This window comes from Pelolinea submarina (assembly GCF_003966975.1).
GTDB lineage: Bacteria > Chloroflexota > Anaerolineae > Anaerolineales > Anaerolineaceae > Pelolinea > Pelolinea submarina.
In genome coordinates this window covers 1978766-1990663 of the sequence record NZ_AP018437.1, presented here as the reverse complement: position 1 = coordinate 1990663, position 11898 = coordinate 1978766, and the positions used below count along the sequence as shown (strand labels likewise).

At 53.7% G+C, this 11898-nt stretch carries 10 protein-coding genes and 1 tRNA gene; all 11 read left to right on the top strand.

Annotated features, from left to right (window positions below; translation table 11 throughout):
• Positions 1-2: 2 nt before the first annotated feature.
• The 11 genes from ndk (at position 3) to chrA (ending at position 11887) form a co-directional block, all read left to right on the top strand.
• Positions 3-467, top strand: a complete 465-nt coding sequence (gene ndk, locus Pelsub_RS08765; protein ID WP_116224110.1) for a nucleoside-diphosphate kinase — start codon at positions 3-5, stop codon at positions 465-467.
• 152 nt (positions 468-619) lie between these two features.
• Positions 620-696: transfer RNA gene (locus Pelsub_RS08760), tRNA-Asp, on the top strand.
• 250 nt (positions 697-946) lie between these two features.
• Entirely contained in the window at positions 947-2524 is a 1578-nt protein-coding gene (locus Pelsub_RS08755; RefSeq protein ID WP_116224111.1) for an NADH-ubiquinone oxidoreductase-F iron-sulfur binding region domain-containing protein, read from the top strand.
• 23 nt (positions 2525-2547) lie between these two features.
• Positions 2548-4446, top strand: coding sequence for a [FeFe] hydrogenase, group A (locus Pelsub_RS08750; protein WP_198418328.1), 1899 nt, complete (start codon positions 2548-2550; stop codon positions 4444-4446).
• A gap of 21 nt (positions 4447-4467) precedes the next feature.
• Positions 4468-5448: an ABC transporter substrate-binding protein gene (locus Pelsub_RS08745; RefSeq protein WP_116224112.1), complete on the top strand. Its 981-nt coding sequence runs from the start codon at positions 4468-4470 to the stop codon at positions 5446-5448.
• Entirely contained in the window at positions 5448-6194 is a 747-nt protein-coding gene (locus Pelsub_RS08740) for an ABC transporter permease (RefSeq protein WP_116224113.1), read from the top strand. Before Pelsub_RS08745 ends, Pelsub_RS08740 begins: the two co-directional genes overlap by 1 nt.
• Positions 6179-6880 (top strand): ABC transporter ATP-binding protein, encoded by a 702-nt coding sequence (locus Pelsub_RS08735; protein WP_116224114.1) that lies wholly within the window; start codon positions 6179-6181, stop codon positions 6878-6880. Before Pelsub_RS08740 ends, Pelsub_RS08735 begins: the two co-directional genes overlap by 16 nt.
• A gap of 59 nt (positions 6881-6939) precedes the next feature.
• Positions 6940-7212 carry a hypothetical protein gene (locus Pelsub_RS08730; protein ID WP_116224115.1) on the top strand — a complete coding sequence of 91 codons (273 nt, stop codon included), beginning with the start codon at positions 6940-6942 and terminating at the stop codon, positions 7210-7212.
• A gap of 170 nt (positions 7213-7382) precedes the next feature.
• The gene (locus Pelsub_RS08725; RefSeq protein WP_116224116.1) at positions 7383-7658 is read left to right on the top strand and encodes a hypothetical protein; all 276 of its coding nucleotides are present in this window, start codon (positions 7383-7385) and stop codon (positions 7656-7658) included.
• Positions 7659-7815: 157 nt separating this feature from the next.
• Positions 7816-10734, top strand: a complete 2919-nt coding sequence (locus Pelsub_RS08720; protein WP_116224117.1) for a molybdopterin-dependent oxidoreductase — start codon at positions 7816-7818, stop codon at positions 10732-10734.
• A gap of 1 nt (position 10735) precedes the next feature.
• Complete coding sequence (gene chrA / locus Pelsub_RS08715) at positions 10736-11887, top strand: chromate efflux transporter (RefSeq protein ID WP_116224118.1); 1152 nt, start codon at positions 10736-10738, stop codon at positions 11885-11887.
• Positions 11888-11898 lie beyond the last annotated feature (11 nt).

Sequence of the window (11898 nt, the reverse complement as noted above, 5' to 3'; positions counted from 1 at the left end):
TCATGATCAATTGTCAACGCACGCTGGTTCTTATCAAACCGGATGGTGTTCATCGCGGGTTAATCGGAGAAATTATCTCTCGATTGGAAAATCGCGGCCTCAAACTGGTGGCAATGGAGTTTCGCCACATCACTAAAGAATTTGCGGAAGAGCATTACGCCGCGCATAAAGGCAAACCATTCTTTAATGGTTTGGTAAAATACATTACCGCCGCCCCGCTGGTTGCCATGGTGTGGGAAGGGTCCGATGCCATCAAGGCCGTGCGCCAGACGGTAGGCGCCACCAACCCAACAGAAGCCGCTCCCGGCACTATCCGCCACGACCTGTCCATACTGACCAGCCGCAACCTCATCCATGCCTCGGACTCGGTTGAATCCGCAGAAGCGGAGATCAAGCATTGGTTTAAAGAAGAGGACATCTTCCCGTGGGAAAGAGACCACGAGGAATGGATCACCGGTTTAAATTAGTTCTCTGCATATTTTTTCTTGTATCATCCATACGTCCCGTTTGCACAAACGGGACGTTTTTTATGAAAACATTTTTTAAGATTATTCAGTCTAAGCAAATCTTCATTTTGGCTTGACGTAGCCTATAAGTCATGTTAAACTGTCAATCCCGCGGGGGCGTGGTGTAGTGGTTTAACATGCGGCCCTGTCAAGGCCGAGACCGCGGGTTCGAATCCCGTCGCTCCCGCCATAAATCCGGAGAAATCCGGATTTTTTTATTATATTGAGAGCCACTTCCCTTATTTTCCAAAGCGGCTTCTTTCTTAATCTCCCCTATAGTTTTCTTTCGCAAAAGATAATAGATATAATAATGCAATATATTGCAATTGCTATTTATGTACTATAATTCTGCCGTTTAGTTTTACAATCTAAAAGAATAAGAGGATTCGTATTCTTTGCTGTTCTCAGCAATTCGTCAAGACAAGAGAGGTACTCAATTCATGGATTCAAAACCCAATCACTTACTGGTTCAGGAAATCACCCAAAAACTGGACAATTACGGCTGTGTTCGTACTGCACTGCCCTTCATCCTTCCCCTCCTGCAAACGGCCAATCCGCAGGACGTTAAACCCGCTATCCAATTTCTGGCTGAACAGCTGGATATTCCCCCGGTGGAAATATTCAGCCTGTTGTCTTTTTATCAAAGCAGTCCCTACCGGCGCGGTACGCAGATCGACATCCGACTCTGTCATGCCTATTGGTTTGAAAAGCCCAAAGTCAAAGAATTGGCTCAAGCGCTCCAAAATAGATTCCAAATCGCATTCGGGAATGTCACGGAAGAGGGTGACATCTCGCTAAACTGGTCTGCCTGCCCCGGCTATCCCAACCAGGCGCCTGTATTGCTGGTTAACGATGTCATCTACACACGCGTTAAACCGCAGGATTTGGATGAAATTGTAGCTTCATACGGCAACCAGATTTATTTCCCCAATTTTGCGCTGCCTTATACCTGGATCGAGCCAATGGCTTTTTCCGGTTTGAAGCAGGGCCAGGCCATAAACACTGTTATGCGGAATACGCCGCGTCCAACCCTGAAACCCGATCAGAGCATGATTGTGTGCAACGTGGATGAGGGCGAACCGTTGGCGTTCAAGAGCCGCGCGCTTCTGTCGGAATACATTGAACTGACCCTGGAGGGTATGCTCATCTCAGCCTACCTCACCGGTATCCCCAAAGGATTGATTTATCTGCCCAAACGTTACGGCTATATGCAGTCGCTGCTAAACCAGCACCTGGAGCAATTCAGAAGCCGCAAGGTTTTGGGAGAAAACGTTCTGGGCTTGGATAATTTCGATTTTGACGTCGAGCTGCTGGTGGGCATGGGTGATTACGTTGGGCGTGAGCCCAGTGCGTTGACTGCCATGTTGAACGGATTCCGTCCGGAATACGAGGCAGCACTCCAACCCGGAACGCAGTCTTACCTGATCCGGCCGGTGGATTACTTCCTGAAAGCTGTGTCCATTGCCGCCGATGCTTTCGTGCCGATCCAGGATCTGGATGGCCAAATTGCGCAGACACCAGCGATTATTTCAATCTCCGGTGACTGTACTCAATCCGGTATTTACGAAATCCGGGACGGCACAACTATTGCTGATTTGCTGAAGCGCGTCGGCGCTGAAGATGCCTATGCCGTGCAAGTCGGAGGTCTGTCCGCCGGGCTCACTTTGGCAGAGGATTTCAACCGCCCCATCGCAAAGGATGCGCTTGCGCAAACCGCATCAATCATAGTCTACGGCCCGGAAACAGACCTGCCGGAAGCAGCGCGTGATATTCTGCGCTATTTCCACGACGCTTCCTGTGGTCAATGCACCCCCTGCCGCAATGGCATCCCGGTTCTGCTGAAATCGCTGCAGCCGGTACCCAAGAGTGTAAAGAAGCAAACTTCGCTGAGTGAATTGCGTTCACTGGCCGAAACCATCCAGTTGACCTCCAAGTGCAGTCTGGGCCAATGCGCGCCCAATGCCTATCTCAGCATACTGGACATCATGGAACAGAAAAAACGCAGCAGCCGTGCGTGAAGATCGAAAAGAATGAGGAACTTATGAACCCGACTAACACCACCATCATGGAATCCACTGGAGGGAATACTCCGGACTGCCAATCGCAAACCCTGATTGACATTGTCATTGATAACCAACCCCTGCGTGTTCCGCAGGGCACCACCATTCACGCAGCCGCAGAACAATTGGGCATTTTCATTCCGAGCCTGTGTTCACACCCTGACCTGGAGCACAACAGCGCGTGCCGCGTATGTGTGGTGGAAGTGGAAGGCATGCCACAATTGCAGACCTCCTGTGATTTCCATATCACCGAACCCATCCGGGTTAGGACCAATACGCTCAAAGTCATTCGCGCGCGTGAGAACGTCATCGACCTGCTCTTTTCCAAGCACTGCGGCTATTGGGATTTCAACAATTGCGCCCGCAGCGGCAATTGCGAATTACAGGCATTGGCCAAATACGGTTATTCGCCTCTGCATCTGGATAAAAAAGAAAACGAATTCGAAGTTGACCATTCCAGTTACTCCATCGTGCGCGATATGAACAAGTGCATCCTGTGCCGCCGCTGTGTACAAGTCTGCCAGGAAATGCAGGGCATCGGCTGCCTGGAAGTGAGCGGGCATGGGGAAAGCACGCGCATCACGACCTTCATGGACATGCCGCTGGGCGAATCGGTTTGTATTAATTGCGGCCAGTGCGTGGACCGCTGCCCGACCGCCGCGCTGCATACCAACGATTCCAGCGAAGATATTCTGGCTGCTATAGCCGATCCCCGCAAACACGTGGTGATCCAGACCGCACCGGCCCCGCGCGCAGCCATCGCGGAGTGCTTTGATATCGAACCCGGCACCGCGTTGACCTTCGAGCTGAATACGGCTCTGCGGCAAGTCGGGTTCGATAAGGTCTTCGACACCAATTTCAGTGCCGACCTGACAATTTTGGAGGAAGGCACCGAATTATTGAGCCGCCTGTATCACGCGCTGGTCTTGAAAGATGATCAGGCTGTCTTCCCGCAGTTCACCTCCTGTTCGCCCGGCTGGGTCAAATTCCTGGAACACTTTTACCCCGAATACATTCCCAATATGTCCAGCGCCAAATCTCCCCAGCAAATGTTCGGCGCCATTATTAAAACCCATTACGCCAAACTGGCGGGTATTGACCCCAAGGACATCGTTACGGTAGCCCTGATGCCTTGCACCGCCAAGAAATTCGAGTGCAATCGCCCCGAGATGGACAGCAGCGGCTTCCAGGATGTGGATTACGCTATGACCACTGTGGAAATGGCGGACCTGTTCAAACGCCAGGGCATTGACCTGCCCAATCTGGAGAAATCCGACTTTGACGATCCCTTCGGCTCCGCCACCGGTTCCGGCGTGATCTTCGGCGCAACCGGCGGTGTGATGGAGTCAGCCCTGCGCACCGTCATCGAATTGGTCACCGGCGATCCGGTTGAAAATTACTTCTCGCACGCAGACATCCAACCTATGCGCGGCATGGAAGGTGTACGCACCGCTGAAATCACCCTGCCGAAAGCGGGTCCCGTGCCGGAGCTGCTGCAGGGCGTGCTGCCCAGTTTTGATTGGCTGGCAGGCGCGACACTCAAAGTAGCTATTGCCCACGGTACAGCCAATGCCCGCAAGGTACTGGAAAATATCAAAGCCGGCGGCGAACTGGCTTCCTATCACTTCATCGAATTCATGGCCTGCCCGGGCGGCTGCCTGGGCGGCGGCGGACAGCCTATTCCCACCAGCGCGGACATTCGCGCGGCGCGCGCTAAAGCTATTTATGCGGAAGACCACGCCTATTCGGTGCGCAAATCACACGAGAATCCGGCTATAATACAGCTCTACAATGATTTCCTTACAGATGGCCCCTGCGGCCACCTGAGTCACCAATTACTGCACACAACTTATACTGCGCGCAGTAAATATACAAACTAATCGCTCTAAGGATTTTTTAAAATGTTTAACCATCATTTTCGTTATTTAATGCTGCTTGTTTTGATTCTGCTTGCCAGCTTGACTGGCTGCGCACAGGCTGCACCCGGCGCGGAAAACACGGCTGCTGAGGGTGTTACACTCATCAACCCTGTCGGGCCGATTGTCATTCCGTTAGCCGGCCTTGAAGGCGGTGCTGTAGAAAGCAGCGTACCTGTCTCCATACAATACTGGAAAACCGGCGACGAAGCCATCGGGTTGTTATCTAATGACACAGCCCAATTTGCCGTATTGCCCATCACCACCGCGGTTAATATGAACGCGGCCGGCCTTGACCTGGCTCTGTTGGGTGTGCATGAATGGAAAGTTTTCTATCTGGTTGCCGCCGATGGCCAGACCTTTGACGGCTGGGATTCGTTAATCGGGAAGACCATTTACACGCCCGAATCCAAAGGCCAGACGGTGGACGTGCTGACGCGTTACGCCTTGACCGAAGCCGGCATCACCCCTGATGAGCAGGTTACGTTTGCTTACGCTCCCGCTGCGGAAATTGTTGCGTTGTTCCAGGAAGGCAAGTTGGATTACGCCGCTCTGCCGGAACCATTCGTTACCCAGGCATTGGCTGCTGGAAACGGCTCCATCGTGCTGGATTACCAGGATTACTGGTCTGAGGTCAGCGGCGCGCAGAACGGCATCCCGATTGCCGGATTGTTCGTCAAACGCTCCTATCTGGAAAGCCATGCGGATATCGTTGACGCGGTCATTAATGCTCTGAGCGCATCCACTACATGGGCGAATGAAAACCCGGCGGAAGCCATACAGGCCAGCGCGGAAGTCCTGCCGCTTCCGGAAGCCATTATGCAGAGCGCCCTGGAGCGTATCAAGTTCGAATACGTGCCCGCTTCCGAAGTAAAAGAGGACGTGCTGAATTTCCTGCAAACCATGCAGGCAGCTTATCCTGAAGGTATCAAACAAATTCCGGAGGATGATTTCTTCGCGCGTTAATGAAAAATTTCTGGCGGATTTTGGCGGGCATCGCGATACTTATCCTGCTCTGGCAGCTGGCTGCTTTAGGGCTGAATCGCAGCATCCTGATACCCGCCCCGTCAGAAACCCTTCTTATCCTTTTCCACAATTTCACCACACCTGACATGCTGCTGGCGGCCGGCCAGACCCTTTGGAAAGTGCTGTTGGCGCTGGCGCTGGCTATTCTGCTGGGCCTGCCGCTGGGGCTGCTGTTGGGCCTTTCAGACGCCGCTTACAATCTGCTGCGACCGCTGGTCATGGTGGTTCAGGCAGTCCCGGTCATTTCCTGGCTCTCGCTGGTGATCTTCACCTGGGGCATCGGCTGGCGCGGGCCGGTCTTCATCTCATTCCTGTCGCTCTTCCCGGTGGCCGTCCTGACCACTGTAGCCGGCGTGCACGACCTGGATAAAGACCTGCTGGAAATGGCAAAGCTATACCAGGTGCCCTGGAAGAAAGTGGTGCGTGAGATCCACCTGGGATCGCTGCTGCCTTTCATCGCGGCCATCCTGGATGTCAGCATTGGGCAGGCCTGGAAGGTCACATTGGTGTCGGAATACCTGTGCGGCGGTGACGGCCTGGGCGAAGCTATCCTGACCGCGCGCATGAATGTGGATATTCCCTCTGTGTGGGCGCTGACTCTGGGCGCCGTGCTGTTGGGGTTGCTTTCTGAAGCACTAATCAAATTCGTTTTAAGGAGGTTCCGACACGCATGGAAACACTCCTGAAAACCACCAATTTATGCAAATCCTTCGATGAGTTGGAGGTGTTGCGCGATATCAACCTGGCCATCGCTCCGGGTGAACGCGTGGCCCTGTTAGGGCCATCCGGCGCGGGCAAGACCACCCTGCTGAAGATCCTGGCCGGGCTGGAAACGCCCACCAGCGGAACCGTGGAAAACCACGCCCAACGTAACGCGTTCGTTTTTCAGGAGCCACGCCTGATCCCCTGGCGCAGCGTAAAGAACAACCTGTTGTTTGTGAATCCCGCGGGGGATTACAAAGAAGCCCTGCGTAGCGTGGAAATGGCGGATTTCGCCGATTACCCGCCCGCCGACCTGAGCGGCGGCATGCGCCAGCGCGTCAACCTGGCGCGCGCTCTCATCACCCAACCCGACCTGCTCATCCTGGATGAGGCCTTCCATTCGCTCGACCTGGGCATCAAGATGCGCTTGATGGAGAGCCTTAACCAACACTGGCAGGAAAATCCCTTTGGTTTGTTATGCGTCACGCACGACCCCAAGGAAGCGCTCTATCTGGCGGACAGGATCGTGTTGCTTTCCGCAAGACCGGCCAGTATCCTTGCAGAGATAGAAGGCAGGCCGGATCAACAATGGGAAATTACCTCGCCGGATTTTCTCACCCGAGAATCCGAGTTAATTCAGTTATTATCCGGTAAAACTCAATTGGATTAAAATATTCTGTAGATTTATATATTAGCACCCAATACTTTCGCCTGAGAGAGGGAAAACAAATGATCATCGGCACAACCAGTCAACTCGGCACGATCGCGATCGTTACGGCAGCAGGCATGTTGATCGCCTTCGTCATCAGCCGCGTCCCCAGCGACCGCGGTAAATTCATCCTTAGCGGTATCATCGCGTTGCTGGTCGGAGTGCTTTGTGCTTATCGGGTCTATACCGCTATACGGGATAGCGATATTCAAGGCGCTTTTATTGCTGTCTTTTTCTCAATACTGGCATTTTTCGTTACGATCGGTGCTTTTGCCAATGCCAAGGAGTGCTGACCTTCAGCTTTCTTTGATCCCAAAAACGATCCAACGACCGTCGATATCCTCGATGACGAATGCCCGACTGAACTGAACCAATTGAAGTCCAACCAAACCCATTTGGATTAAAATTCTCCCTTGATTTGTGATTTCTCAACCATAATCTTCGCCTGAGAGGGGTAAAACAAATGATCATCGGAACAACCCATCAACTTGGCACAATCGTAATCGTCACAGCAGTCAGCATGCTGATCGCTTTCATCATCAGCCGCATCCCAAGTGACCGCGGTAAATACATCTTCGGCGGCATCATCGCTTTACTGATCGGCGCTTTTTGTGGCTATCGGGTTTATACCGCCATCCGAGATGGGTACATTCAAGGCGCTATCATCGCGGGCGTTTTCACGATCATGGCGTTTTGCGGCGCCTTAGGAGCATTTATCAACGCAAAGGAATGTGCCTGACGATTCCTTTTTGGTTACCTAAAATCACCTGATTTACAGGACTTCTCTCACTTTCTTAAGATTCCTTTGTCTGACAATCTGATTATAGTAAAATCAAATCAGGATGTTAAAGTTGCACTTGTTTTTATTTAGCCTATTCCAAGGAGCGTAAAAAGCGATGGATAAAATCCCTCAGTCTGAACTCATCCAAGTTTCCCTCACTATTAACGGCCAAACCCAGTCCTATTCCGTGCCGCCCAAGCAAAACCTGTTGGATTTCCTGCGCAAAACCGGTTTTAAGAGCGTCAAAAACGGCTGCCGTGAAGGCGACTGCGGAATGTGCACCGTGCTGGTGAACGGCGTTCCCGCCAAATCCTGCCTGCTCTTCATGCAGAGCATGGACGGTAAAAGCGTGGAGACGTTGGAATCGTTAGGGAATGAGCACAACCTGCACCCGCTGCAGAAGGCATTTTTGGAAACCGGCGCCATCCAGTGCGGTTTCTGCACCCCAGCCCAACTGCTGACGGCCAAAGCGTTCCTGGATAAGAACAAAAATCCCCAACCCGCGGATGTGCGCAAAGCCCTGTCGGGTGTGTTATGCCGCTGCACCGGCTACGTGCGCATCGTGGACGCGGTGCTGCGCGCTGCCGCCAGCATGCGCGGCGAGAGCCTGCCGCCCTACGTTCCTTCGGAATATTTCTATTCAAAAGACATCAGCGAAGTGAAGCTGCCCGCTGCCTATTACCGCAAAGACGGCAACAAAGCACCGCTGCTTCCGCTGGTGATCACCCCTGAAAAAATGCCCAAACTGGTGGAAGTCGGCAAGCCCAGCCAGAAAGTAGACGGCGTCAAGCTGGTAACCGGCAAGCCGGCCTTCACCGATGACGTCCAGCCGGAAGGCATGCTGTTCGGCACGCTGCTGACCAGCCCGCACGCACACGCGCGCATTCGCGACATCGACACCAGCGCGGCCAAAGCGCTGCCGGGCGTGCGCGCCGTGATTACTTATAAAGATATCCCGCGCATCAAATATGCCACCGGCGGCCAAAGCTATCCGCAGCCCCTGCCGCACGATCAGGTTTCATTGGACAACAAAGTACGGCACGTCGGTGACCGTGTGGCCATCGTGGCCGCGGATACGCTGGAAATTGCCGAAAAGGCGCTGGAATTAATTAAGGTGGATTACGAAGTGCTCGAACCCGTCCTGGATATGCGGGCGGCAATGGAAGACGGCGCTCCGGTCATTCACGATGAAAGCGATACGGAAGGTATTTTCGACGCCAAACACAACATCGTGCATCACATCGAAGCCGAAGTGGGCGACGTGGATGGTACATTCGCGGCTTGCGACCATGTTTTTGAGGGCGAATTCAAAACTCCCAAACAGCAGCACGGCCAGATGGAACCGCACGTCTGCATCACCTACTTTGATGAGGACAGCCGCCTGGTGGTGCGCACCAGCACCCAGGTGCCCTTCCACGTGCGCCGCATCATCGCGCCCCTGATTGGTTTACCCATCAAGGACATCCGCGTGGTCAAACCCCGCATCGGCGGCGGTTTCGGCGGCAAGCAGGAAGTCCTGCTGGAAGACTTATGCGCGCACCTGACCATCGCCACCGGTAAGCCGGTGCGCATGGAATACACCCGCAGCCAGGAATTCACCAGCGGACGCTCGCGCCATCGCCAGATCATTCACTATAAGCTCGGCATCAAAGATGAAATGTTGGTTGCCAATGAGCTGCGTTTGATTGGCGATACCGGCGCTTACGGCACGCACGGCCTGACCGTCAACATGGTGGGCGGTTTCAAAGGCTTGACGCTTTATAACGCCCCCAACTCGCGCTTTATCTGCGACGTAGTCTACACCACCACCCCGCCGGCCGGCGCGTATCGCGGCTACGGCGCCATGCAGGAACAATTTGCCGTTGAGGCTTTGATGGAAGAAATCGCCGAAAAGCTCAACCTGGACGTGGTGGCGTTCAAGAAAAAGAACTGGCTCAAACTGGGCGAAAACATGCACATGGCCCGCAAACTGGGCGAAGGCCGCGAGGGCTACGATCAAGCTATGGCCACCAGCGCGCTGGATGAGTGCGTCAAGGTTGGTTTGGAAGCCACCGATTTTTATAAGAAACGTGAACTGTATAAGAACCAGAGCGGACCGGTCAAACGCGGCATCGGCATGGCTGTCATGATCCACGGCAGCGGTATTGCCGGCCTGGATATGGCTGCCGCCACCATCAAGATGAACGACGACGGCTCCTTCAACCTGTTGATCGGCGCCACCGATCTGGGTACCGGTTCCGATACCATTCTGGCACAAATGGCCGCCGAGCAATTGGGTGTACCCATCGAGGATATGATCGTGTATTCCTCAGATACGGATTTCACCCCCTTTGACAAGGGTGCTTACGCCAGCTCGACCACCTACATCAGCGGCGGCGCAGTTGTGAAAGCCGCCAAGAATGTACGCGGCCAGATCCTGGAACAAGCCGCCAAGATGCTCAAATGGGATAACCCCGAGGAGTTGACCATCCTGGACCGTACTGTCATCGCCCCCGATGAAAGCGCCGTTACATTGCAGGAAGTCGGCTTGAGCAGCCTGCATAACCTTGATCAGCACCAGATTATGGCAACCGAATCACACGTCAGCTATGTCAGCCCGCCGCCTACCGGCGCGCAGTTCTCCGAGGTCAAGGTCAATACCGAGACCGGTGAGATCGAGGTCGAACGTATGTTGATGATTGTGGACTGCGGGCGCGTGATCAACCCGCTCACAGCCGCCGGGCAGGTGGAAGGCGGTCTGGCGCAGGCGCTGGGCTTTACCATGATGGAAGATACTTACTATGATGAAGAAGGCCACATCACCAATGATGACTTCGCCAGTTACAAGATGTTTAAATCGGATGAATTGCCTCCGTTGGATGTGATCTTTGTGCAGACCGATGAGCCCAGCGGCCCTTACGGCGCTAAATCCATCGCTGAATTATCCGTGGACGGCACAGCACCCTCCATGGTGAGTGCGCTGCACAACGCCACCGGTGTCTGGTATCGCGATCTGCCCATCACACCGGAAAAATTCAAGGCCGGTCTCAAGTAGGATGGAACAAGTTTCACCCGCAAAAAAAGCATCGCTACTGGAACTGGCAGCATTCTTCTTCAAAATCGGGACCATCGGATTCGGTGGTCCCGCCGTTACGATTGGCATGATGGAGGAAGAAGCCGTTCATAAACGCAAATGGGTTTCTTCACAATATTTCATGGAAATGCTGGCTGCCACCAACATCGTGCCCGGCCCCAACGCCACCGAAATGTCAGCCCATCTGGGCTATATCTGTGCCGGGCTGCCCGGTTTGCTGGTCGGCGGGCTGAGTTTCGTCCTGCCGGGTGCAACACTCAGCCTTATTTTGGGCATCATTTACGTCAAATTCGGCAACTTGCCCGAAGTGACCAGCCTATTCCAGGGCATCAACCCGGTGGTTGCCGCCATTCTGACCACTGCCTTTCTGCGCTTGGGGAAATCGGCCTTCACGGATTACAAGACGCTCATCATTGGCGGCTTGAGCCTGCTGGCTGCTTTCCTGGGTGTGGACGAAGTGCCGCTCATCTTCGGCAGCGGCTTATTGGCAATGCTGTTTTATTCCAAACCCGTCACCAATTTTATGCCTCTCTTTTTGGGCTTCACCAGCTTGTATCAGGCCAAATTGAGCCTAGTCAGCGCCGCCAGGAACCAGCTGCTGCAATTGGGATTGTTCTTCCTGAAAGTCGGCGCGTTGTTGTTTGGCAGCACTTACGTGTTGATAGCCTTCATGCAGCGCCAGGTAGTCAACCAATACCATTGGCTGACCTACCAGCAGATGTTGGATGCTGTGGCTGCCGGCCAGATCACCCCCGGCCCCATTTCATCCACGGCTACCTTCGCCGGTTACGTCATCGCCGGGCTGCCGGGTGCGTTGGTAGCATCCCTGGGAATGTACATCCCCTCGTTTATGATCGTCATCTTGACCGGCAAGTATCTGCCCAAGATCAGCCGCATCCCGCTGGTGCAATATTTCCTCAAAGGCGTCACCGCCAGCGCAGTTGCATTAATCGCCCACACTACTTTTGGTATTTACCAGGCAGCCATCATTGACATCCCTACCGCTCTGTTGACCGCTTTTTCGCTGTTCCTGCTGTTCCGCTATAAAGTAGATGCCATTTGGATCATTCTGGGTGGATTCCTGTTTGGCCTGACCAAGTTGTACCTGTTTTAAAAGATAAGGAT